Consider the following 24,016-nt stretch of genomic DNA (forward strand, 5'->3'; position numbering starts at 1 on the left):
GACCTCGCCGGCATGACCAAGTACGGGTTCGACGAGGCCCGCCCGGTCCTGGAGCGGGCCAGCGCCCGGGAGACCGCCGCCCGGGTTGCTCGGCACCGTGGCCAAGGCGTTCCTGCAGCAGGCTCTGGGGGTGACGGTCGTGTCCCACGTCGTCGGCATCGGCGCCGTCGACGCCCCGGACGACGAGCCGCTGCCCGGCCCCGGCGACCTCGACCGGATCGACGCCAACCCGGTGCGCGTTCACCGACGCCACCGGCGCCGCGATGGCCGCCGAGATCGACGCGGCGCACGACGCCGGCGACACCCTCGGCGGGGTCATCGAGGTCATCGCCTACGGCATGCCGGTCGGTGTCGGTACCTACGTCCAGGCCGACCGCCGTCTCGACGCCCGCCTGGCCGCCGCCCTCATGGGCATCCAGGCGATGAAGGGCGTCGAGATCGGCGACGGCTTCCGCACCGCGCACCGGCGCGGCTCGGTCGCCCACGACGAGATGGTCCCCGCCGGACCGCCCGGGCAGGGCCCGGCCGGCACCGTCCCGGTCACCCGGCTCACCAACCGGGCCGGCGGCATCGAGGGCGGCATGACCAACGGCGAGCCGGTCCGGGTGCGGGTCGCGATGAAGCCGATCTCCACCGTGCCGCGGGCACTGCGCACCGTCGACACCACGACCGGCGAGGAGGCCACCGCCATCCACCAGCGCTCGGACGCCTGCGCGGTGCCGCGCGCCGGAGTGGTCGTGGAGACGATGGTGGCGCTGGTGCTGGCCCAGGCCGCGCTGGAGAAGTTCGGCGGCGACTCGCTCGACGAGACCCGCCGCAACGTCGCCTCCTACCTCGGGGGGCAGCCGTGACCGGGCCCGGCCCGGACGCGCAGGGCCGTCCCTGGGTGGTGCTGGTCGGGCCGCCCGGGTCCGGCAAGAGCACCATCGGGACCCTGCTCGCCCGGCGGCTGGGGCTCGGGTTCGCCGACACCGACGCGGCGATCGTCGAGCGCATCGGCACGCCGATCGCGGAGATGTTCGTCCAGCAGGGCGAGCCCGCGTTCCGCGCCCTGGAGCGCGAGGTCGTCGCCGAGCAGTTGCACGCCGGACACGGCGTGCTCGCCCTCGGCGGCGGGTCGGTGCTGGCCGCCGAGACCCGCGCCCTGCTCGCCGGGCACCGCGTCGTCGCGCTCGAGGTCGACCTGGCCGACGGCATGCGGCGCACCGGGATGTCCGCGGCGCGCCCGCTGCTCGCCGGGGTGAACCCGCGCGCCACCTTCCGCGCGCTGCTCGCCGAGCGCGCACCGCTCTACGCCGAGGTCGCCACCGTGCAGGTGAGCACGGTGCGGCGCAGCCCGAACCAGGTCGTCGCCGCCGTGCTGGCCGCGTTCGACCTCGGACCGGACACCCTGCCCGAGGCCTCGCCCGACGCGGCCGACCCGTACGACCGCCCCACCCCGCGCCAGGACTCGACGCTCCCGACACCCGGATTCGGGGCGCCGCAGGGCGGCGACGGCGCCGAGCGGGCGGAGGCCCGATGACCGGCCCGACCCCCGACCCCGGCACCGGGCTGCCGGATGACTCGGGCACCGTCGAGCCCGACGGGGCCGTCCGCATCGACGTGCGGACCGCAGCGCCCTATCCGGTGCTCGTCGGCGCCGGGGTCGCCGCCCGCCTGGCCGGGGTCGTCGCCGGCACCGGTGCCGGGCGGGTGCTCGTGCTGCACCCGCCGACCCTCGCCGACCGGGCCGCGGCCGCGCGGGACGAGCTCGCCGCCGCCGGGCTGGCCGCCGCGCTGCACGAGGTCCCCGACGCCGAGGACGGCAAGTCGCTGTCCTCGCTGGCCGACTGCTGGGACGCCTGCGCCGCGGCCGGGCTGACCCGCGCCGACGTCGTCGTCGGTCTCGGTGGGGGCGCGGTCACCGACCTCGCCGGGTTCGTCGCCGCCACCTGGATGCGCGGGATCGGGGTCGTGCACGTCCCGACCACGCTGCTCGCGATGGTCGACGCCGCGGTCGGCGGCAAGACCGGGATCAACACGGCGGCCGGGAAGAACCTGGGCGGTGCCTTCCACGAGCCGTCCGCGGTCCTGGTCGACCTGGACACCCTGCGCACGCTGCCGCGTCCCGAGCTCGTCGCCGGGTCCGCCGAGGTGTGGAAGGCCGGGTTCATCGCCGATCCGGTCATCCTCGACCGCGTCCGCGCCGACCCGGCCGCCGCGCTCGACCCGGCCGGGCCGGTGCTCGCCGAGCTGGTCCGCCGCGCGATCCGGGTGAAGGCCGACGTCGTCGGCGCGGACCTGCGCGAGTCGCACCTGCGCGAGATCCTCAACTACGGCCACACCCTCGGCCACGCCGTGGAGCGTCGCGAGCGCTACCGCTGGCGGCACGGCAACGCGGTCGCGGTGGGGCTGGTGTTCGCCGCCGAGCTCGCCCGCGCGGCCGGACGCCTCGACGACGCCACCGCCGACCTGCACCGCGAGGTGCTGGAGCTGGTCGGTCTGCCGACCGGCTACGAGCCCGGTGTGCTCGACGAGCTGACCGCGACCATGCGCGGGGACAAGAAGTCGCGCGCCGGGACGCTGCGCTTCGTCGTCCTCGACGGTCTCGCGAAGCCCGGGCGGCTGGAGGGCCCGGACGCAGGCCTGCTGGCGACCGCCTACGCCGCGATCAGCGGCTGAGGTGGTTCTGCGGGCGGCGGCCGCACACCCGGCGGCCCGCCGACCGCTACCACCACGGCGGGGCGACCACCGCGCCGGCCGGTGACGCTCAGAGCCCGACGTCGTCGAGGACCCGGGCCAGCGGGTCCGGTGGCGCGCCCGGGTCCAGCGCGCCGGCGAGCAGCGCACCCCACCGGACCTTGCGCCCGGAGCGGGCGGACAGGAACCGGCGCAGGTTCTCGACCTCGCCCCGGTCGCGGCGGCCCGGCTGACGGGCCAGTGCGTGCAGCGCGGCGAGCTCGCCGTGGGCGTCGAGCAGCGCGTGCACCCGGTCCGGGCCCAGGGCGCGCAGCAGCTCGTCCTCCAGGTCGGCGTCGCACACCCGGACCGGCACCGACGGCCCGGCGACCCGCCTGCAGTACGCGGCGGCGCCGGCGTCGCACAGCACCGACACCCGCTCGGGAGCGGCCGGGGCGAGCGCCCGCAGCGCGCTGCCGAGGTTGGTGTAGCCGTGCAGCACCACGATCCGGGTGGTCCCGGGCGGTGTGCCGCGCCGGCGCGCCAGGCCCTCCAGCACGGCCGCGTCGCTCGCGCCCTCGACGAGCGCCACCGCCCGCGGTGTCACCGCCGGGCCCTCGGCCCCGGCGTGGTCACGACCCGAAGGCCGCGACGAACTGCTCCGCCGACGACGCCCGGTACACGGTGTTGGTGCGGCGCACGTCCTCCAGCGGCGCGTGCGCCGCCGGGGAGTAGCGGTGCCCCGGGTAGACGGTGGGGTTGCCCTTGAGCGCCGCCAGCTGCTGGAGCGAGTGGTACATCTGCGCGGTGTCCCCGCCGGGGAAGTCGGTGCGCCCGCAGCCCTGCAGGAACAGGGTGTCCCCGGCGACCAGCCGGTCACCGTCCGGGTCCGGAACGAGGAAGCACTGGCTGCCCGGGGTGTGGCCGGGGGTGTGCAGCAGCCGGATCGCCACGTTCCCCACCTCGAGGACGTCGTCGTGGTCGTGCGGGGTCAGGTCGGTCGCCGACAGCCCGGTCACCCGGGTCACGTAGTCGGCCTCGGCGCGCTGCACGTGGATCGGCACCGGGTGCGACCCGATCAGCTGCGCGACGCCGACCAGGTCGAAGCCCATCATCGTGCCGCCGACGTGGTCGGGGTGGTGGTGGGTGGCGAGCACCCCGGTCAGCCGCATGCCGTCCGCGTCGAGGGCCGCGAGCAGCTCGTCGGGGGAGTAGGCGGGGTCGACGACCACGGCCTCCCGGGTCTCGTCGTCGCCGATCAGGTAGGAGAAGTTGACCATCTGGGTGGCGACCGGGTCACCCACGGCGTAGTCCTGGCCCGACAGCAGCTGGCGGAAGTAGAGACCCATGGCCGCGACCCTAGACATAGGGTTCGGGGCATGTCCCACCCCGCCCGGCGCGACGCCCTGCGCGCCCTGCTGCCCGCCGCCGGTCTGGACGCGCTGCTGGTCACCGACCTGCTCGACGTCCGCCACCTGACCGGGTTCACCGGTTCCAACGCGGCCGTGGTGGTCGCCGCCGAGCCGGGCGGGGACCTGCTGTGCACCGACGGCCGCTACCGCGTGCAGGCCGCCGAGCAGTGCCCGGACCTGGAGGTGCTCGTCGACCGGCCGAGCGCCCCGGCCGCCGCGGCCCGGGTCCCGGCGGGCCGGACCCTGGGCTACGACTCGGCCACGATCACCGTCGACGGGCTGGCCGCCGTGCGCGACGCCGTCCCGGGACGCCGGCTGCGCCGCGCCCCCGGCCTGGTGGGCGGCTGCGGGCTGGGGGCGGTCAAGGACGCGCCGAGGTGGAGCGGGTCGCCGCGGCCTGCGCGCTCGCCGACACCGCGCTGCGCGCGCTGCTCGACGACGGCGGTCTGCGGCCCGGCCGCACCGAGGCGCAGGTCGCCCGCGACCTCGACGACCGGATGCGCCACCTGGGCGCCGACGGCCCGGCGTTCGACACGATCCTCGCCGCGGGCCCGCACTCCGCGATCCCGCACCACCGCCCCACCGGCAGCGCAGCGCGCTGCGCCGCGGCGACCTCGTCAAGATCGACTTCGGGGCGGCGCTGGACGGCTACCACTCCGACACCACCCGCACGTTCTGTCTCGGCCCGGCCGCGGACTGGCAGCGCGAGCTGCACGCCCTGGTCGACGCCGCGGCCGTCGCGGGCCGGGCCGCCCTCGTCGACGGTGCCGAGGTCACCGCCGTCGACGCCGCCGCCCGTGCGGTGATCGCCGACGCGGGCCACGGCGAGAGGTTCCCGCACGGGCTCGGCCACGGCGTCGGGCTCGCGGTGCACGAGCCGCCGTGGCTCGGCGTCGCCGCCACCGGGCGGATCGAGGCGGGCAACGTCGTCACCGTCGAGCCGGGGGTCTACCTCGACGGCCGCGGCGGGGTACGGATCGAGGACACCCTGCACGTCGTCGCGGGCGGCCCCGGCCCGGGCGCTGACCGGGCTGCCGCGCGAGCTCGTGGAGGTCTGAGGACCTACCGGCGGGAGAGCGCCTCGCGCCACGGCACGGTCGCCCCGATCCGCAGCACCGACCGCTCGTAGACCCGGGCGCCCGCCCGGGCGAGCAGCGCCACGGCCACCAGCATGACCAGCGCCGACCCGGCGACCTGCCAGGCCGGTGCGGTGCCCTGGGCGATCATCAGCGGCATCAGCATCGCCGGGAACGGCGGGATCCAGGACAGGACCTGCAGCGCCACCGCGTCCGGCGAGCCGAGGTACCAGAACGAGACGCCGTACATCGCGAACAGCAGCATCATCAACGGCCCGGTCGTGGAGCTGACGTCCTCCTGGCGCGACACCAGCGACCCGGCGGCGGCGTAGAGGACGGCGAAGAAGGCGTAGCCGAGCACGAACCAGCCAGCAGCGCGGCGCCGAACACCCCGACCGCGGTCCCGGTGATCGTGAGCAGCCCCGTCGCGAGGCCGGTGACGATCCCGACGACGCCGTAGGCCAGCAACTGCACCAGCCCGACGGCGCCGATCCCGAGCACCTTGCCCCACAGCAGGTCCAGCGGCCGGATCGTGGACAGCAGCAGCTCCACCACCCGGCTGGACTTCTCCTCGACCACGCCCATCGCGACGGTCAGCCCGAAGCCCACGATCTGCATGAACATCACGATCAGCACGACGAACGAGAGCGCCGAACGCTGCCCGGCCTCCGGGTCGGCGGGGTCGAGCGCGTCCACGGCCAGCCCGGCGGGCGGGTGGCGGCGGCCAGCTCGGCGGGGGTCACGCCGACCGCGGCCAGCCCCGCGGCGGTGGCCCGGTCGGCGACGGCGGCGTCGAGGACGGCCCGGGTCGCCGGGGCGAGCTCGGAGGTCACGACGGCCGTCGCGCCGGGCCCGGTGCCGTCGCCGAGCAGGGCGACGTCGAGGTCCCCGGCGGTCACGGCGGCCCGCGCCGCGTCGGCGGAGGCGACCGCGCGGACCTCGAGCGGCACCCCGAGGCGCTCGCCCGCGGTGCCGACCGCCGCGGCCAGCGCTGGGTCGGCGGCCACCCCGACCGAGGTCCGTTCGTCGCCGGTGCCGAACAGCGAGTAGGCGACCAGGCCGCCGGCGATGACCAGCAGCATGATCGCGTTGCTGACCCAGAAGCTGCGCTTGTGCACCTGCACCCGGAACTCCCGGCGGGCGACGAGTGCGACCGCGCGGCGGGCGGGCAGGGTGGCGGACGGGGCGCTCACGCGACGACCTCCCGGTAGAGCTCGGTCAGCGACGGGGTGGTGCGGGTGAACCCGTGCACCGGGCCGGTGGCCAGTGCGGCGGCGAGGACCTGCTGGTCGTCGGCGCCCTCGGTGAGGGTGAGGACGGTGCGGCCGCGGTCGTGGGTGACCACGTCGACCGCGGGCAGCGCGTCGGCCCACCCGGGCGGCGCGGCGGGGGCGTGCACCTCCAGGCGGGTGCCGCCGCCGCGGCGGACCTCGCCGACGGTGCCGACGGTGCGCATCCGGCCGGCGACGAGGATCCCCACCCGGTCGCAGAGCCGCTGCACCAGGTCGAGCTGGTGGGAGGAGAACAGCACCGGTACCCCGGCGCGGGCCTTCTCCCGCAGCACCTCGCTCATCACGTCGACGGCGACCGGGTCGAGTCCGGAGAACGGCTCGTCGAGCACCAGCACCGCCGGGTCGTGCACCAGCGCCGCGGCGAGCTGCACCCGCTGCTGGTTGCCCAGGCTCAGCGCGTCGACGGTGTCGTCGAGCCGGTGTGCGACGCCGAGCTGCTCGGACCAGCGCAGCACCGCGCGCCGTGCGGCGGCGCGGCCGACCCCGTGCAGCTCGGCCAGGTAGGTGAGCTGCTCGCCGACCTTCATCTTCGGGTAGAGGCCGCGCTCCTCGGGCATGTAGCCGATGGTGCGGCGCACGTCGAGGTCGACCGGTCGCCCGCCGAGGTGCACCGTGCCGGAGTCGGCGGCGAGCACCCCGAGCGCGATCCGCATGGTCGTGGTCTTGCCGGCGCCGTTGGAACCGACGAACCCGAAGATCTCGCCCGGCCGGACGTCGAAGGTGACGCCGTCGAGGGCGACGGTGTCGCCGTAGCGCTTGCCCAGACCGTCGATCTGCAGCGTCGCCCCGGTCCCCGTCGGCGTGCGGGGCGCGAGCGTGTGAGCGGTCATCGGTGCCTCCCTGCGTGGTCGGCACCGACGCTACGAGCCGGGGGCGGCCCCGCGGATCGGCGCACAGGACGAGATCGGCGCCGCGGCGGGGTCGTCCGCGCGGACGAGGGTGGCCCGTGGCAGCACCGCGCGCACCGTCCACCCGGGACCGTCGCCGGGCCCGGTGTGCAGGTCGCCGCCCAGCAGCGCGACCCGTTCGGCCATGCCGACCAGCCCGAGCCCGGAGCCGGTGCCGTCGGGCCGGTGTCCGGGCACGGGGCCGTCGTCGACGACCTCGACGACGACCGGGCCGCGCTCGCCACCGTGGGCCACCCGCACCCGGGTCGGGCTGGGGCCTGCGTGGCGCAGGGTGTTGGTGAGCGCCTCGGTGACGATCCGGCTGGCGAACAGCTCGGCCTCACCGGGAGGGTCGGCAGGCGTGCCCGGTGACCACGACCCCGACCGGGAGCCCGGCGGCCCGGGACGGCGCGACCAGCGCGTCGAGCCCGGCCGGGTGAGCGCGGCCGTCGCCGGGTCGGGGGCGAGGTCGGCGAGTGCCGGGATGGCCTCGGCGACCCGCCGCGCCGAGTCGGCGATGTGGCCCAGCGCGTCCGCGCCGCGCTGCGCGTCGGCGGCCAGCCGGGCCGCCCCGGCCTGCACCGCGACCGCGGACACGTGGTGGGCGACGACGTCGTGGAGGTCGCGCGCCCTCGCAGGCGTTCCGAGATCGCGAAGCTGGAGTTCCTGCGCGGAATGGACGCCCACGCGTTGACCTGTCGGTGCTGCCGGCCGAACGCCGCCGGTTCCTGGCCACGGTCGGTCGCCGCCTCACCGCCCAAGCGCTGGAACGGCGGGAGCCGGAACGCCGGTACCCGATCTTGCTGACGTTGCTGGCCCAGTCGGCGACCGAGGTGCTCGACGAGGTGGTGGCGCTGTTCGACCAGGCGCTCTCGGCGCGGGAGAGCAAGGCCGCGCACAGGATGCGGGACTATCTGGCCGAACGCGCCAAGTCCGGGGAGGACCGCCAGGAGCTTCTGGACGCGATCTTGGCCATCGTGGCCGACCCGGCGGTGCCGGACGGCGATGTCGGCGGTCTGATCCGGGGCGAGCGGGTCGGCTGGGACCGGCTGCGTTCGGCGCAGTCGAGCGCGTTGCCGCCGCTGCCGCGCGATCACGGGCACCTCGCCGCGCTGGACGGCTCGTACGGGTACCTGCGCCAGTTCACCCCGAACGTCCTCGACGCCGTGACCTTCGCCGGCGGCACCGCCGCGGCCGAGCTGCTGGAGGCGGTGGCGATCCTGCGGGAGCTCAACGCCACCGGCGCCCGCAAGGTCCCCGACGACGCGCCGAGCGGGTTCGTCCCGGCCCGCTTCCGCGGCTACCTGGACACCGCCGCGGCGAACCGCAGCGCGACGGCGTATCGGCATTACTGGGAGCTGTGCGTGCTGCTGGCCCTGCGGGACGGGCTGCGCACCGGGGACGTGTTCGTGCCGGGCAGCCGCCGTTACTCCGACCCGGCCGCCTACCTGCTCACCGAGGACAAGTGGGCGGATCAGCGGGCGGAGTTCTGCCGACTGGTCGGCAAACCCTCCGACGCCGCCACCGGCCTGGCCGAGGCCGAAGACGAGCTGCACACCGCGCTGGGCAAGCTGGAAACGACGCTCGCCCACGGCGACGGCCCGGTCCGCCTGGACGACGACGGCGATCTGGTGATCTCCCCGCTGACCGCGGAGGACATCCCGGCCGAGGCGAGAGCGTTGAAGGCGGAGCTGACCGAGATGCTGCCGTTCGCGCCGATCGTGTCGCTGCTGATCGAGATGGACAAGCGCACCGGGTTCCTGGACTGCTTCACCCACGCCGGCGGCAAGCAGGCCCGCACGCGCGAGCTGAAGCGGAACCTGATCGCGGTGTTGCTCGCCCAGTCCACCAACCTCGGGCTCACACGGATGGCGGACGCGTGCGGGATCTCCTACGACATCCTGGCCTGGACCGCCGAGTGGTACGTACGGGAGGAAACGCTGCGGGCGGCGAACCTGGCGCTGATCGGCTACCACCAGCGCCTGCCGCTGACCCCGGTGTTCGGCACCGGCACGCTGTCCTCTTCGGACGGTCAGCGGTTCCCGACGCGAGGTAAGTCGGTCACCGCCAGGGCTCTGAGCAGGTATTTTGCGCACGAGGGCCTGTCGACCTACACGCACGTGACCGATCAGCATACCACCTACGGCACGAAGATCATCGTCGCCACGAAACGCGAGGCGCACTACGTCCTGGACGAGATCCTCGGCAACGCGACCGACATCCCGATCACCGAGCACGCCACCGACACGCACGGCGTCACCCTGGTCAACTTCGGGCTGTTCGACCTGCTCGGGTTGCAGCTCTCACCGCGGATCCGGGACCTGGGCAAGATCACTCTCTACCGGACGGGTGCGAAGGCGGCGGCCGAGACGGCGTTCCCCCTGACGGGGCCGCTGTTGGCTCGCAAGCTCAACACCGACCTGATCGCCGAGCACTGGGACGACCTGCTGCGCCTGGCCGGGTCGCTGAAGTTCGGGCACGCCACCGCATCGCTACTGGTCGGGAAACTCTCGGCGTCCGGGCGGCAGAACGCGCTCGCCGCGGCGCTCAAGGAGTACGGCGCGCTGCGCAGAACCGTCTACACCGCCCGGTACCTGTCCGATCCGGCCTACCGGCGCAAGATCTCCCGGCAGCTGAACAAGGGCGAGTCGCTGCACGCGCTCAAGCGGGACCTGCTCTACGCCCACGAGGGCATGATCCGCGCCCGACACCTGGAGGGACAGACCGAGCAGGCGTGGTGCCTCACCCTCGTCACCAACGCCGTGGTCACCTGGACGACCGAGTACTACGGCCTGGCCGTCGAGCAGATGCGCGCCGCCGGTCGCCGCATCGACGACGAGGTCCTGGCCCACATCTCCCCGGCCCACTCGGAGAACATCAACTTCTTCGGCGCCATCGAGGTCGACATCGACGGCGAACTCGCCCAACTCAGCCCGACCGGCTACCGACCACTACGTGTCCGCGACACCCTGTTCTGATCAGGTTCGCCGTCCTCACGACGCGACGCCCCCGTCATCGGGCAAGTTTCACTCACTGGCCAGCCACCACAGCACCCATCGTCGCTGCTCAGACCCACTGTCGTCTCTGGCAGCGCACTCCGTGGCCACTGCTGTCGAGACGAGTCCATGGTCGCTTCCGCCTCGATAGATTGAGACACGCGATAATCGCGGCTTATCTGACCTATCCCCACGAACCACGAGGTCACAGCCCTGCATCCTCCATATCCGCCCGAAAAATTCCGGATACTACGGCGCCCCCTTGGGGCGTCGTCGTGGCGGGATGACCCACCCGCCTCCTCCTCATCCTGGAGCGGAGGCCCTCCCCGGAGGGGCCGCCGGAGGCGCACTAAACAGGTGCAGTTGTGCACACGCGCACGACTGCACAAACGCATTCGTGCGTTTACGTGCTCGTGTGTGAATACACGAGTGCGGCTGTGCGATAGTGCGCCTTGTGCGCTACGCGATCGCGAACAACAAGGGCGGTGCGGGCAAGACGACCGTTGCCCTCTGTCTGGCTGATGCGCTCGCCGCGCGCGGCCGCCGCGTCCTGATGGTCGACATGGACCCGCAGGCGAACCTGACCCGTCGACTCGGCTACGCCGAATCCGACCTCTCTTCGATGGTCACCACCTCGGAGGTCGTCCGGGAGAACCGCACCGGTTGCGCTGCCGAGGCTGTGATCGGGTGCCGGTGGTCGGTGCCGTGGGCGGAACGGATCGATCTGGTCCCGTCTCGCTTCGACCTGGAGAACCGAGTTCCGGAAGCCGGACAGCTCGGGGCGCACCTGCGCCTCGCGCGCGGCTTGGACGGTGTCACCGACGACTACGACGTCGTGTTCCTGGACTGCCCGCCGTCGCTGGGGCATCTCACGCAGCTGTCGTTCGCTGCGGCGGACGGGGTGATCGCTCCGGTGGTCGCCGAGTACGACCATGTCGCCGGCGCAACCCGGGTCCGTGACTTCCTGACCGCCAGCGCCCAACATCTCGACCGGCCGAGCCTGGCTCTGGTCGGGGTGATCGTGAATGCCCAGGACCGGCGCCGTGGGCTGCACACCTGGCACCTGGGCAGCCTCCGGGACTTGTTCGGCGACCTGGTGTGGACCCCGCCTGTGCCGTCGCGTTCGGTCCTGGCCGAGGCGATGGACGCGGCCGAGCCGTTGCGGGCTCAGACCGGATCGGTCGCCCGGGACCTAGTGACAATCTTCGATGAGCTGGCCGACCGTTTGGAGTCCACGAATGCCGCCGCGTAACCGTCAGCGTCCGGGTGGGGCGTCGATGTTGACCCCGCAGCCGGAGTCCCTGGTCCGTGAGCCCACGCAGACCGCCACGGCGACCCCTCCCGCTGTCGATGCGGAGGACTCCGTGGCGATGAAGTACCTGTCGGCCCGGGTCCCGAAGTCTCTACGTGACGAGCTGCAGCACCAGGCGATCCGGGAGGACCGCCCCGTCGCACAGCTCGTCCAGGACGCTGTTCGGCTCTATCTGGACCAGACGGCTTCGAGCTAGTGCGTACGTGCACAACCGCACTCGTGTGAGTGCGCACAGGTGCGCATGATCTCGGATCTTTGGCTGAGACGAGCTGTCCACCGGTCTTTCGGTGTGCTCCGGAAAGGTTCACCTGATGAGCTGGTGCGCGTACGTCGATGAGTCGGAGCCGGATCCCCGGTTCGGGCCAGGGGCGTATGTGCTCGCGGCTGCGCTGATCGACCAGGTTGATCAGGAAGCGGCCCGGGTGACGATGGCTGCGCTGCGCCTCAGGGGACAACGCAAGCTGCATTGGCACGACGAAGACGCCCCGCGGCGCAAGCTACTGACGGACACGATCGCCGGCCTTCCCGTGCTCCATCTCATCGTGGTCACGGTTGACGTGCACGCGAGGTCAGAGCGACGTCGTCGGCTCTGTCTGGCCAGGTTGCTTCCTGAGCTGGATCAGCACGGGGTGCGTGAGGTCTACATCGAGGCCCGTGAGACCAAGCAGAACGGCCGCGACTTGCAGATCCTGGCTGCGATGCGGGCGCGGCGTGAGGTCGGCTCCGAGCTGCGGGTCTATCACCAGCCGGGGCCTCAGGACCCGCTGTTGTGGGTCCCCGACGTGGTAGCGGGAGCGGTAGGTGCACAACGCGCAGGCGAACCCGCGTACCTAGAGCGTTTCGCCAGCCTGACGACGTTCTACGACGCCTGATTCGGCGTCGCAGGTCTGTATATGGCGCGAGCCCGAGACCCCGTCGTCCGGCGGGAACTTCTCGGGCTCACTTCCAGTACTCCGCAGAGCACTGGCTACGAACTAGATGATGCCAGCATCGAAGCGGCGCCGCAAACAAGCCGGGCACCTCGGCCGCAGAATCGTGCACGAGCACACGAGCACACGAGTGCGCTTGTGCACTCCGCAGTTGGTGTCGGTGGGGGCCGCTACCGTCGGTGCAGGCTCGTAGGTGGAGGTGGTGGGCATGGGGCGGATCGGAGAGACCCGGGTGCAGCCCGGGCGGTTGTTCGCCCCTGAGGATCGGGGGAGCGGTCCACCGGCCGATGCCCTGGACGTGCAGTTCCGGGCGCCGCAGTCGTTCTCCCTGTTCGTCGACGATCTGTTCAAGGCCGGCCGGGAGGAAGACGGGCGCGCCTGCTTCGCGCTGTACGAGCAGGTCATGGACCGCACCACGGCACAGCTGCAGCTGATGGGCGGATACGTCGTCGACGAACAAGGCATTTCACTTCCAGCACGTCTGGATCTCACGGCCTACGGCGAGAGCACTGTGCCGGGGTTCAGCATGATCCGGATCCACCACCACCTATACGTCGGCCGGACCGCCGTGAGTCTGCGAGACGGTCGACGACTACCTGTCGACTCGCCTCGACTCCGTCGGGTCGCTAGAGCTGCTAGCGCGATCGCCGTCGACGCTGTTCGAGAGCTAACTGAGCAGCGCTTTGGATGCCGGTGGGGCCCGCCGCCGGATGGGTACGCCTTCGAGATCCTGGACCCGCCGGTCTACAGGCGGATCATGAGTCATCAGAACGCGACGATCTGGGATGCCGCGTTGGGCGTATGCCCGTCTCCGTGGGGGCCACGCACGACCTGGGAGCAGCCCAGCCGCGATGCTCTCGACATGATGGCCGCCGACGCCGCGCTCATCGCGCGCAACAGCACTTCCCGCCCGCCCCGGTAACTTAAGACTGCACGAGTGCACTCCTGTGTTTGTGCACTCGTGCACTTGCTCCCTCGCATAGGTCCGTTCATGCCGGAACGCTCGCAGCGGGACTGATAGATTCCAGGTCAGCGCGGTACCGCGGGTGCTGAGCGAGTCGCGAGGCCGTGTGACCTGGGGCAGACCGGGAGCACGGCCTTACGCATTTTCGTGAGACTGTCCAGCCAGCAAAGGCCTCACGAGCGCCTGCGCTAGAGACGCCAAGATCTTCCTATACGGGCCGGACACCGTGGGTAGGAGTCAGTAGCCCAGGCTCGGGCCGTCCATCTCCTGAGCCTGTTCCTGAACCTGGTGATGGGGTCGCTCGTACCCGCGGTTGCGCTGCTGACGGGCGGTCTCTGCGGCAGCCTGCTGACGGCTGGCCTCCCGGCCGGAGTCCTCGCCGCGGCGGAACGCACCTGCCTCAGCCGCTTCCTGCCAGACGGCTCGCAACCTGTCCATCTCTGCGGCTAGCGTCGAACCCTGCTCGTGCCCGTCGACGCGCTGGCGTGCCGGGACGGCGTCTGGCCGCTGCGTGGTGTCCTGCTGGCCCTCGCTCGTGTGCTCGGGAGCGGCATCGACGGTCCGCGGACTCGCGGTGTCCACCCCGGCGCGGGTGGCGTCGCGGTTGCGGCGGGCCAGTTCCTCGGCCGCGAGTCGGGCGTCGTCGGCGGCGTCGCGGTTGGCCTCGGCCCACTTCGCGCGCTCGGCATAGCCGGTCTCGAGTACAGCGGCCCGCTGCTGGTGCCATCCCATCATCCGCTGCGCCTGGTCGCGCTCGTCGACCATCTGAGCCACTTCATGGTGGCGAGGGTGGTCGGCCGCTGCGGCGGCCTCGATCTCACCGGACAGCAGCCGGTGGCGGGTGCGGTACTCATGCGTCGCGCGGTGGGCGTCGGCGAGCTTGTCCGCGACCCACTCCGGAGCCGCGGCCTGCTCGCGTTCCCACCGCTCCGTGCGCGCGTAGAGCTGCCCGTCGGTCAGGGCCCGGTGGTCCACGACGGCGTCCTGGTCGCCGAGCGCGGTCCGCGCGTCGGTCCAGAGAGCGCGCTGAAGCGGGTGCTCCCTCGACGGGGCCGCCCCGATCGACTCCTGGTTGTCGGGGATGCGGTGCAGCTCCCGGTACGCGGCGACCGCTCCGGCGCGCCGCTGCCAGTCCGTGTGTGCGGCGACATCGGCGGGGTCGGGGACCTCGCCGAGTCCGGAGATCGCCCACGCGGTCGGCTCGGCGGCGAGCTGGCGGCCCAGGCGCGCCTGCCGATCGGTCGCGGCCGCGGCCAGCTCGGCGACGAACCGGCCGGCCTCGGTGCCATCCGGTGCCGGGACTCGGGTGGTCCAGTTCGCCGGGTCCACGGCCCTCTCAGGTTCACGCAGTCCGGTCAGGTTCCGCAGCCGCCACCGCAGTACGTCCGGGACGCTGTCGGCGGTGTCCAGGCCCCGTACCCCGGCCGCCTCCGCCAGCAGCACAGTCGGGTCGTGCCCGGCCAGCTCGGCCTCTCGTGTGGCCGCTAGCAGCCGCCCGTATCCGGCCCGGTCCTGCTCGGCGGCCGCCATGCGCTCCGGACCGAGGATCTCTGCCAGCACCAGGTTGTAGCGGTGGTGTGCGTGGTCCTGGGCGGCGACGTCGAGGGTCGCGGCGGCCATCGCGAAGCTGCCGGAGTCCCGCAACCCGGCGCGCAGGGTCTCGGTGGCGGTGCGCTGCGCCCCGCTGGTGGCCAGGATCGCCACGGCCCGCTCCCGCGCGGACTCAACCAGCCGCTCGGGAGCATGCTCGTCAGGGGCCCGCTCGGTGACCAGGTGCGCGATGTTGCGGGCTCGGCCACGGCTCATCGCGACGTAGAACGCCTCGCGGCTGGCGTCGCGGTCCACCACCGGGTAACTGGCGTCCACGGTGACGCCCTGGGCGGCGTGCACGGTAACCGCGTAGGCGAGGGTGACGTGCTCACGCACGTACTGCGGCAGCAGGTGCGCGGTCGCGCCGTCCTCGTCACGGACCAGCAGCGCCCCGGACTCGGTGTGGCGTCCGATCACGGTGTAGAGCGCCCGGTTCGTCACCGGGTCGGGCTCCCCGGCTGCACCGGGTCGCTGGTCGACCCGCGCCCGGTAGTCGTTCATCCGAGCCTGCACCCGGTCCCCGACACTCACATCCTGACCACCGGCCAGCTGCGCGACCGGCTGCGCTTCGACCCGGCCCAGCTCGATCAGTCGTTCACGGATGTTCGTAGACAAGGTTGAAGCGTCGGCGTTGCTTCCCACGATCAGCAGCGCGTCGTCTCCGGCGAGGGTGTCTGCGAGGTAGGACTCCATCGCGGCGTCCTGCATCTCCTCGACCGTGCCGGTGCGCAACCGGCCCCGGTCGGCGTAGGCGTCCACCGCCGCGACGTTGCCGATCCGCAGACCCAGGCTGGCTTCGCGCTCCCACTCCTGCGTGAACCGGTGCACCTCCCGCAGCTCGTGCGCGCCGTGCTCGGCGATCAGGTGCGCGAACAGTCCGCCGGCCCCGACCGCATCGAGCTGGTACGGGTCCCCGGTCATGACGACCTTCGCCCCGGCAGCCGCGGCCAGTTCCACGATCCGATCCAGGTCCTGCGTCGAGGACATCCCGGCCTCGTCGACCATCACCAGGTCACCGGCCTGCAGCCGGTCCCGCACCTGACCGGTCTCATTCGGGGTGAACGCCTGCAAGAACCGGGCCGTGTTGATCGCTTCGAGCCCGTCCCCGGCAAGGTTCTGCGTCGCGATCTGCGACGTCGCCACTCCGAGCACCCGCCCACCGGTGAACTCACCCCACACCCGGGCAAGCTCACCGACCGTGCGGGACTTCCCGGCCCCGGCCGGACCCACGAGACAGTCGCCGACGCGGCCGGACTCGACGACCCCGACCACCGCGGCCACCTGGTCCGCGGACAGGCCCGCCCCGTCCAGCCGTGCCCGCAGCGCAACCACGTCCGCCGCCGCGGTGTCCGGGGTCCGCGCGGCGGCCATCCGGGCGGCCACACGCTGCTCCGTGGCCAGGTGCGCGGCGGTCGCGTAGCGCTCCCCGTTCGCCCGCCGGTAGATCGACGCACCATCCGCCCGCCGGAACCCCTCCGGCACCTCAACGGGGTCCGGTGCGGACACCTTCACAACCTCGACCGTCCGCAGTGCGTCCCGGATCAGTTCCTCCAACCGGGCGGGTCGCTCGGCCACAGACACGCCCAGCGCGGCCGCGTCACCGAGGCGCTTGTCCAGCGCGGCCGCGAGGTTCCCGAACGTCCACACCGCGTACTGCGCCTGCACGTCTTCCACCGCGGCCGCCATCACCTCCCGCAGCTGCACCGCGGACACTCTGTCCGGAGTGATGGGCTGCCCGGCCACGGCGGCCGTGGCCGCCCGGCCGTCCCCGTCCGCCCGGTGTCCGGCTGCTTCGACCTCGGCCACCATCGCGGCCAGCCGAGCTGTCCGCGGCTCGCTCCATCCAGCCACCGCAGAGGGGCCGGCCTCGGGCCCCTTGGCCTTGCGGGTCTCGTAGACGGCCATGTCGGTGATCCGCTTCATTGCCGCCGCGTCCGGCTCCTGGCCGTGCCGCTCTCGGTAGAGCGCCACGCGCTCGGCAACCAGCTCGGTCACCTGACCGCGCCGGGTCGACGCCTCGGCCATCAGCTCGACATCGACACCGACGATCTCGCGGGCCACTCCGTCCGGGCGCAGCTCGAACCTCGCACCGGACGCGGTCGTGACCTCCTGCTCCAACGCCCGGACGTACGCGGCGTCGATGGCCTCTTTGTAGGCCCGGAACGCGGCCCCGTCCAGTGCCCCGATCTTCCCATCAGCGGTCACCGTGCGGTTGAGCAGAGCCGCGTGGGTGTGCGTCTGGGGCTCGTTCTCCCGGCTGGTCGAGTGCCGCCACAATGTCCATACCGTTCCGGTACCGGCTTCGTGGCGCCCGATCGACTCGTTCCCGGTTACCGACCGCCCATGCCATCCCGTCCGTGTGAAAGCAATCCGCGACTCCGCGTACTCGATCGCGATACCGACTGCACGGTCATGCGCAGCGGAAACCGCATCCGCCATCTCAACGTTTCCCGTAGCCCTAAGCGCTGCCTCGTAAACCGACACCGACTTCGGCGCACTGAACGTGAAATCGTAATAGGCAACGGGACGCCGACCATCCGTAGCTGCCTGGTTGCGCAGCTCCCGCTCACGCTCCGGCGACACCTCGCCGGACTCCTTCGCGACCAGCGCGTCGTATCGCTCCTGCTCAGTCTTGTACTTCGCAGGCCGGCGACCCAGATAGACCGGCGTCTCCTCGGTCGACTCCGGTCGACGGAGCTGCCCGAAAACCGCCCGAACGTCATCCGGATTCACAGAGTCCCCGTCGCGGAAATCTAGGCCCATTGCCTCCATACCCGACCCGGCCCAGCGCCCGACGGCCTCGCCGTGCTCCACCGCTGCGGTGTAGTACCCCGGCCCCTGCTGCCCGGCAGCCGCCTCGTGAGCGTGCTCGCGGCAGCCCGACCCGCGGAGCAGGTACTCGACCGCTCCGGAGCCGATGGCGGTGATGCGCAGCACGAGCCCATCGTACCGGAGCCGACCAAGATCATAACACTGTGCATAGGTGTGTGTTGATGATCGAAAAGTGGCTGAGTGCAGGTGCTGATGTTGGGTTGTGGTTGAGCGTGCAACGGACAGCTGGGTGTCGGTGGCGGCTCGTATGGTGCGCCTGTGGCGACATCGAGAGACAGGCGTCGCGGCAGCGGCGCGCGACGGTCGAAGGACACGACGCCGGGGCGTCGCGGTGCAGGACGCTGGTTCCACGGCGGGACGCCAGGGCTGCGCCCGGGGGCGCGCCTGGTCAGCGCTACGGCGCTCGGCATCGCCTACACCTACGCGATGGCGGGGGCGGAGTACTCGCCGGACTGGGTGTACGTCACGGCTGACGAGGGCTCCGCCCGTGCCTACGCGAGCCGCTACGTGGATCCGTTCGGCCGCACGATTCCGGGAGACGTCTACGAAGTGCGGCCGGAAGTCGACCGGCCGGACCCGGATTACCGCCACTTCCCCAAGACATTCCGGCGGTGCCGGTCGGCAGTGGTGACCCGCGTAATCGCGACCGGGGTCGTTCTCACACCGGAGGAATGCGCCCGTCTCGAACGGAGCTACCAGGTGTGGGGCGATCCGGACAGCCCTGTGTGGGACGAGAACGGGATCATCAATCCGTCACCGCAGATGACGGAGAACGGGGCCACCCGGGAATGGACGGAAATGCTCCGGCCCTCGTTGCCGATCACCGACATCGACGGCGCCGGGAAACTCTCGTGTGCCTCCGGTCGGCGGCTGGCCGGGACCGGCAGGGACCCCGCCGACGTCCTGGTGGAGGTGGTGACCGCGCTCGATCGCGACTGCCAGATCACCCGGACCGGGTTCGGGCGGTACTGCTGCACCGTCTGCGGGGCCACTCCCCACGACGAAGCCGCAGCCGCGCGCCATCAGCTCGGGGACCGCGCCGTCGAGCTACTCACCTGCGTGCACGACCTCGCCTCAGAACCACTGGGTTCGCTCGCGGCCGCAGCCGCCCGTCGGTCCCCGGACCGGTGGGACTGGCTCCCCCGATAGCACCCGCCGGTCCCTTGGCTCAGCTTCAACGGGGCGTCAGATCCTGACCGCCGAACCCCACCAGCGTCACCGGGAGCGGCGGCCGCGCCGCAGGATCGGCCGGTACCGCCTCAGCCGAGTTCGGACCGTGCATCGCAGTCCAGGGAGTCCGGTACTGCACCGCGTGCTCCCCCTGACCGTCGGCGGGGTGCCAGGTCGACACCGACACCACCAGCGCCCCGCAACTGCTGCACGCCCCGATCGCAGCCGACATGCGCTCCCCGCGGCGCAACGGTCCGTCGAGGTGGCCCCACTCGGCCGGTTCCAGGGCAAGACGGGTCTCCTCGGGCGCCACGGCGACCGGTCCGGAACCGACCAAGCCGTGGACGTGCGCCCCGGGGTGGGTGCAGGTGCTCATCGCGTGCTCCTCGTCCTGGCCTCCGTCGAACGGGGCGGGGGCGGGAAGGCCGCTCCCCAGCGTTCGTGGGCCGACTGGCGGGTCAGGCCGGCCGCGTCACCGATCACTGTCCAGGACGCCCCGGCAGCCCGGGCCCGGCCGACCGCGGTGTCCAGCTCCTCGCGGATCTCAGCCAACCGAACCGCGGCATCGTGCACCGCAAGCCCCGGCAGCGCCTCGCCCAGGTGCGTACGCCACTGTCCCTGCGCACCCTCGCCCTCCTCGGGGCCCTCCACCGACTCCGGGGCGACACTGGCTGAACTCGGATAGAGCGCGACCTGCTCGGCGTAGCAGGAGTCCGTGGCCACCACCTCCGCGCGGGACCAGAACCTCTCCCCGCGCCAACCGCAGACACACGCGGCGCGCCAGCCCACGAACCGACTGTTGGTCAGATCGTCGTGGATCCCGGTGACCGTGTCGCCATCGAGGACTACGGCGGCGTAGCCCTCGTGTTCGTAGGCCGGTCCGTAACCAGTGTCCCAGGTCCACCCCATACTGTCAGGATACCCTGACGATCTCCCCTGTCAGGGTATCCTGACGCTAGCTTTAGCTAGCATGAGCAAGCGACCCAACAAGGCTCGATCGAACATAATATTGATTATCGGCTCGCCCGACCTGCCGAAACGCGACCCGGAGCCGTTACTAGTGTTGCGGTAACTAGGTTACTTTACTCACGGGCTGGTTTACGGGATCATGAGCTGTGCCGTTGACTGTGACCGTGGACGTTCCGGCCGCCGACCGCGAGGTGCTGGAGTCCTGGCTGCGTTCCTCGTCGGTTTCGGCGGGACTGGCCCGACGGGGCAGGATCGTGTTGCTGGCCGCGGACGGGGTGGCGGTCAAGGACATCGTCACACTGGTCGGGGCGTCGAAGGCGACGGTGATCGGGTGGAAGAAGCGTTACGCCGCTGAGGGGATCGCCGGGCTGGCCGACCGGCCCAAGGCGGGCCGGCCGCCGGTGATCGACGAGGTCGCGGTCGTGCTCGCCACGCTGGAACCGCCGCCTGAGCGGCTCGGAGTCACGCACTGGTCGTCACGGCTGCTCGGTGCCGAGCTCGGGATCTCCCACGTGTGGATCGGCAAGATTTGGCGGCGGTGGGGGCTGCAGCCGTGGAAGTCCGAGACGTTCAAGTTCTCCACCGATCCCGAGCTCGAAGCCAAGGTCCGCGACATCGTCGGGTTGTATCTGAACCCGCCGGACAAGGCCGTCGTGCTCTGCGTCGACGAGAAATCCCAGGTCCAGGCCCTGGACCGGACAGCGCCGATCCTGCCGATCATGCCCGGTATCCCGGAGAAACGGACGCATGACTACGTCCGTCACGGCACCACCACGCTGTTCGCGGCGTTAGAGGTCGCGACCGGGCGGGTCGAGCAGGCGTGCCTGCCGCGGCATCGCCATCAGGAGTTCCTGCGGTTCCTCAAGCAGGTCGCGAAGGCCTACCCGCGGCGCAAGCTGCACCTGGTGGTGGACAACTACGCGACCCACAAGCACCCCGCAGTGAAGGCCTGGCTGGCCCGCAACCCGCGGATCACCCTGCACTTCACCCCGACCTCGGGATCGTGGCTGAACATGGTCGAGGTCTTTTTCGGGGTCATCACCCGCCAGGCCATTCGCCGTGGCAGCTTCGGCAGCGTCAGAGAACTGATCGGCGCGATCGGCCGGTTCATCGACGGCTGGAACGAACGCTGCCACCCGTTCATCTGGACCAAACCCGCAGACCACCTACTCAACCACTGCCGACCCGGTCAAAGAACATCGTTTACGCGACACTAGCCCTGCAAGCGCCCGAAATGTCTGATAATGCAGAGCCTGGGAACTTTTATCCAGTGCTGAAGTGATGCGCAGCCCACCGCAGTATACTGCTTCTGCATACTTCGCGACGATAACTCTGTGTCTAAATTCCAAAAGAGGTCGAAGGCCGCATAGGTCAGCAGGTCTAGGGGGTGGTGCGAGAACTTGCCGAGGAACTACGACCCAGATCTTCTTGATTCTGCGGAACTAGAACACACACCATAACTGCGAAAAGGGAGATCCCGCAAAGTACCGCACATGCAGCATCGCTCGATTGAAAGGCGTCTAATAGATAGCCGCCGCCCCACGATCCGAGCAGGGTCCCGATCGACCCTGCTAGCGTAACGGCGCCCAGCGCAACTCCGGCACGACCGAGCGAACCTACTTTGACGATCTCTTGGTCCAGAGTGGGGCCAATCAACAGCTCAGCGAAAGTCATGGGCAGAATATAGGCCAGCAGGGCACCCCACCCACTGAACGGGATCAATACGGCGTACGCGACCGCAAAAGATCCAAAACCGACGATCAGCAGCACTCTCCCGGACGTCCGGGAGAACACGTGCTGCAGCAATGTGTACTGAAAGAGTACGCAAAGTATGCCATTAATGGTGAAGAGAGCAGACGCGGCCGCGATGGTGCCGGTCAACTCTCGAGCCAACAGTGGCAGCATTACACTGATCTGGCTGTAGATCAACCAGAACATAGTAGAAAGCAGCAGCAAGGGCGCCCAATAGCGAATCGCAGATCGCCATGAGGTCGTTTCCTGCTCGGCCTCCTTCGGCTCGGCTGCCTTCCTCGTGTCATCGCGAAGTTTGGGCGCAGTGAGGCGACGGGAGAAGAGCAGCGGCGTGACAAACAGGTGTGATGCGATGCAGGCGCATAGGATGACAGTAAAACCGACCGGATAGACCGCGGCGCCGAGCGCGGGGCCGGCGACGACTCCTGTATTCAAGAATGTTGCCCGTAGCGCTAGCATCTCTCTGCTACTCGTACCACTCTGCCGGACGAGCTCGATCTTGATTGCGAGGGTAAGCAGGGAACCCCCCACCCCGACACAAACCACGCCGACCACTAGGGCTGGCACACTCGGGTCGTCATTCGGCTCACTCAGCGCACTGATGAGGACGAGGTATCCAGCGATCCGTCCCGTAAGCCCCGCGGCGAGCACGAAACGCAGCCGAGTACGGTCGACGATCCACCCGATCACTAGGGAGAAAGCCTGGCTCGAGAATGCCAATAAACCGGCGACGAGCCCCACCGTCGCCGTCGTGAGCCCCGCTGAATCCAGCCTCAGCGCGAGCAGCGGTACGAACATAAATGTGGTGGCTCCGGTCATGAGCACCACGACGAGCAGCAGGCGCGCCAGGGGCGAAGCCTCACGCCATTGACTCACTGCCCACGCGCCTGTCCCGCATCGATTCCGATGCTGCTGGTGAAGGCGGGTGTGCCGATCACCTGCTGTCGTCCCGGTCGATCTCGCGTCCGTCGCCGCGCTCCAACATCGACCGCAGGCCGTCCTGCCGTCGCGCAAACTCCTCTTGGTCGGTAGGAGACTCTCCCGTCGCGGACATCGCGAGGCCCTCCAGACGTTCGATCCGCGCGCCACGAGAGAGCTTGGCCGTGTATGAGGACATCCCGAGATGCACCGCCTGCAGGGACTGCTGCATCGCAAGGTGGACGGTTGAATAGATGCAAAGGTTGAAGTACTCGAAGTTGCGGCCGATTCGCGCATAGTCGAATCCTGCCTGTCGGACGTAGAGTGTGTTGCCCCACGCGAAGCAGATGACGACGCCGACGGCGCGCTCGCCGTCCTCGAGGAGAAGCACATGGCTGTGGTCGTCGGCAGCCTCGGCGAGCTTCGTCATGTACTGCCGGCGAGCCGTAACGGAGGAAGCGTGGTCGCCGTACTTGCTCTGCAACTGCGTGCACAACACGGCGGCTACATCCACACAATCGCTTAAACCCCGTCGCGACAACGTGTATCCGGCACCTTCGAAGATTCTTTGTTCACGCCGCATCTCCCGCCGCTGACGGCCACCGAGCGCGTCGATGTACTCGGCGAGGGTCGCGTGTTCGATGTCGATGACGCAGTTCGCACCTGTCGTGAAGAAGGCGTCATCATGAACACCGAGCGCACGAAGCTGCGCTCTTCCCACCGGGTTGAGGTGCAGCGCAGTAAGGGGCACGCGCGAAGTCCCCGGCCCATGGCCCGCTGCATCAAGGAGCATTGAGAGGACGGCCTCGGCCGTGACGGCGTCGAGTGCGCGGTCGATCGCGAACTCTGTCGAGTAACCGGCTTGGGCGCCGACCACCGCGGCCGGTGACCACTCATCGCGAGCGAAGCGAGCGTGCGATCGGCTGAGGAATGTTTCATAGAGGTGATATGGGCCGGGTGACTCCCCGTAGACGGGAAGCACACCGACCAAGCTTCGATGGAGACCGTAACGGCAGCACAAGTAGCGGACGTTACCGCCGCGGGCGTACTCGACAGCAAGGAGCCAGGGGCGCGCGACGTAGAAAGAACGGCCGCGGGTCAGGACCTCATACTCGGGCTCCGCGATGTCGCTGATGCTGTCGACCGTCTCGACGATGAGCTGGTTGGGGTGATTCGCCTCGGCCACGGGTCGCGTCAGGTTCGGAATGATGGGCGTCAGGGGCATCGTGGGCTCCGTCGGTCGAGACGTCGAGGACGCC

General features: G+C 70.8%; 21 protein-coding genes and 2 pseudogenes. 11 read left to right on the top strand and 12 right to left on the bottom strand.

The window, feature by feature from the left end; translation table 11 throughout:
• From aroC to aroB, 3 genes and pseudogenes are all read left to right on the top strand, one after another.
• A pseudogene (gene aroC / locus KPF47_RS00005) lies at positions 1–851 on the top strand (chorismate synthase); the annotation flags it as partial.
• Entirely contained in the window at positions 848–1,522 is a 675-nt protein-coding gene (locus KPF47_RS00010) for a shikimate kinase (RefSeq protein ID WP_308015271.1), read from the top strand. The pseudogene aroC and the gene KPF47_RS00010, both read left to right, overlap by 4 nt.
• A complete protein-coding gene (aroB, locus tag KPF47_RS00015) occupies positions 1,519–2,661 on the top strand; it encodes a 3-dehydroquinate synthase (protein ID WP_224386151.1) in 1,143 nt (380 codons plus the stop codon). Before KPF47_RS00010 ends, aroB begins: the two co-directional genes overlap by 4 nt.
• An 88-nt stretch (positions 2,662–2,749) precedes the next feature.
• Here aroB and KPF47_RS00020 read toward each other — a convergent pair whose 3' ends face one another.
• Both KPF47_RS00020 and KPF47_RS00025 read right to left on the bottom strand, forming a co-directional pair.
• On the bottom strand, positions 2,750–3,265 hold the full coding sequence (locus KPF47_RS00020) for a hypothetical protein (protein WP_224386152.1): 516 nt from the start codon (positions 3,263–3,265) through the stop codon (positions 2,750–2,752).
• Between the two features lie 25 nt (positions 3,266–3,290).
• Positions 3,291–4,007, bottom strand: coding sequence for an MBL fold metallo-hydrolase (locus KPF47_RS00025; RefSeq protein ID WP_224386153.1), 717 nt, complete (start codon positions 4,005–4,007; stop codon positions 3,291–3,293).
• Between the two features lie 30 nt (positions 4,008–4,037).
• Here KPF47_RS00025 and KPF47_RS00030 point away from each other — a divergent pair.
• Positions 4,038–5,128: pseudogene (locus tag KPF47_RS00030) on the top strand (M24 family metallopeptidase).
• Between the two features lie 4 nt (positions 5,129–5,132).
• Here the strand turns inward: KPF47_RS00030 and KPF47_RS38300 are convergent.
• From KPF47_RS38300 to KPF47_RS00050, 5 genes are read right to left on the bottom strand one after another with little or no spacing between them, the layout of a single operon-like run.
• Positions 5,133–5,507, bottom strand: coding sequence for an ABC transporter permease (locus tag KPF47_RS38300; RefSeq protein WP_308015272.1), 375 nt, complete (start codon positions 5,505–5,507; stop codon positions 5,133–5,135).
• Positions 5,414–5,764 (bottom strand): ABC transporter permease, encoded by a 351-nt coding sequence (locus KPF47_RS38305; RefSeq protein WP_255658825.1) that lies wholly within the window; start codon positions 5,762–5,764, stop codon positions 5,414–5,416. Before KPF47_RS38305 ends, KPF47_RS38300 begins: the two co-directional genes overlap by 94 nt.
• 11 nt (positions 5,765–5,775) lie before the next feature.
• Positions 5,776–6,339: a hypothetical protein gene (locus tag KPF47_RS00040; RefSeq protein WP_224386154.1), complete on the bottom strand. Its 564-nt coding sequence runs from the start codon at positions 6,337–6,339 to the stop codon at positions 5,776–5,778.
• Positions 6,336–7,268, bottom strand: a complete 933-nt coding sequence (locus KPF47_RS00045; RefSeq protein WP_224386155.1) for an ABC transporter ATP-binding protein — start codon at positions 7,266–7,268, stop codon at positions 6,336–6,338. The genes KPF47_RS00040 and KPF47_RS00045 overlap by 4 nt, the downstream gene beginning before the upstream one ends.
• 30 nt (positions 7,269–7,298) lie before the next feature.
• Positions 7,299–8,012, bottom strand: coding sequence for an ATP-binding protein (locus KPF47_RS00050; protein ID WP_224386156.1), 714 nt, complete (start codon positions 8,010–8,012; stop codon positions 7,299–7,301).
• 14 nt (positions 8,013–8,026) lie between these two features.
• Between KPF47_RS00050 and KPF47_RS00055 the strand changes: the two genes are divergently transcribed.
• From KPF47_RS00055 to KPF47_RS00075, 5 genes are all read left to right on the top strand, one after another.
• Positions 8,027–10,303 (top strand): Tn3 family transposase, encoded by a 2,277-nt coding sequence (locus KPF47_RS00055; protein WP_308015273.1) that lies wholly within the window; start codon positions 8,027–8,029, stop codon positions 10,301–10,303.
• 472 nt (positions 10,304–10,775) lie between these two features.
• Positions 10,776–11,573, top strand: coding sequence for a ParA family protein (locus tag KPF47_RS00060; protein ID WP_224386157.1), 798 nt, complete (start codon positions 10,776–10,778; stop codon positions 11,571–11,573).
• A 25-nt stretch (positions 11,574–11,598) separates the two neighbouring features.
• Positions 11,599–11,829, top strand: a complete 231-nt coding sequence (locus tag KPF47_RS00065) for a ribbon-helix-helix domain-containing protein (protein ID WP_224386158.1) — start codon at positions 11,599–11,601, stop codon at positions 11,827–11,829.
• Positions 11,830–11,944: 115 nt separating this feature from the next.
• On the top strand, positions 11,945–12,505 hold the full coding sequence (locus KPF47_RS00070) for a hypothetical protein (protein WP_224386159.1): 561 nt from the start codon (positions 11,945–11,947) through the stop codon (positions 12,503–12,505).
• A gap of 250 nt (positions 12,506–12,755) precedes the next feature.
• Entirely contained in the window at positions 12,756–13,484 is a 729-nt protein-coding gene (locus KPF47_RS00075; protein WP_224386160.1) for a hypothetical protein, read from the top strand.
• Between the two features lie 279 nt (positions 13,485–13,763).
• On the opposite strand, the gene mobF is transcribed toward KPF47_RS00075, so the two are convergent.
• Positions 13,764–18,053, bottom strand: coding sequence for a MobF family relaxase (gene mobF, locus KPF47_RS00080; protein ID WP_224386161.1), 4,290 nt, complete (start codon positions 18,051–18,053; stop codon positions 13,764–13,766).
• A 321-nt stretch (positions 18,054–18,374) separates the two neighbouring features.
• Here mobF and KPF47_RS00085 point away from each other — a divergent pair, with 321 nt between their 5' ends.
• Positions 18,375–19,097 carry a hypothetical protein gene (locus KPF47_RS00085; RefSeq protein WP_224386162.1) on the top strand — a complete coding sequence of 241 codons (723 nt, stop codon included), beginning with the start codon at positions 18,375–18,377 and terminating at the stop codon, positions 19,095–19,097.
• Positions 19,098–19,122: 25 nt separating this feature from the next.
• Here KPF47_RS00085 and KPF47_RS00090 read toward each other — a convergent pair whose 3' ends face one another.
• Both KPF47_RS00090 and KPF47_RS00095 read right to left on the bottom strand, forming a co-directional pair.
• Positions 19,123–19,494 (bottom strand): hypothetical protein, encoded by a 372-nt coding sequence (locus KPF47_RS00090; protein WP_224386163.1) that lies wholly within the window; start codon positions 19,492–19,494, stop codon positions 19,123–19,125.
• Positions 19,491–20,027 (bottom strand): hypothetical protein, encoded by a 537-nt coding sequence (locus tag KPF47_RS00095; RefSeq protein WP_224386164.1) that lies wholly within the window; start codon positions 20,025–20,027, stop codon positions 19,491–19,493. Before KPF47_RS00095 ends, KPF47_RS00090 begins: the two co-directional genes overlap by 4 nt.
• A gap of 212 nt (positions 20,028–20,239) precedes the next feature.
• Here KPF47_RS00095 and KPF47_RS00100 point away from each other — a divergent pair, with 212 nt between their 5' ends.
• The gene (locus KPF47_RS00100; RefSeq protein WP_255658826.1) at positions 20,240–21,304 is read left to right on the top strand and encodes an IS630 family transposase; all 1,065 of its coding nucleotides are present in this window, start codon (positions 20,240–20,242) and stop codon (positions 21,302–21,304) included.
• 163 nt (positions 21,305–21,467) lie between these two features.
• On the opposite strand, the gene KPF47_RS00105 is transcribed toward KPF47_RS00100, so the two are convergent.
• Positions 21,468–22,715, bottom strand: coding sequence for an MFS transporter (locus KPF47_RS00105; RefSeq protein ID WP_308015274.1), 1,248 nt, complete (start codon positions 22,713–22,715; stop codon positions 21,468–21,470).
• A gap of 58 nt (positions 22,716–22,773) precedes the next feature.
• A complete protein-coding gene (locus KPF47_RS00110) occupies positions 22,774–23,982 on the bottom strand; it encodes a GNAT family N-acetyltransferase (protein WP_224386167.1) in 1,209 nt (402 codons plus the stop codon).
• Positions 23,983–24,016: the final 34 nt, after the last annotated feature.

This window comes from Pseudonocardia sp. ICBG1293 (assembly GCF_020131355.1).
Lineage (GTDB): Bacteria > Actinomycetota > Actinomycetes > Mycobacteriales > Pseudonocardiaceae > Pseudonocardia.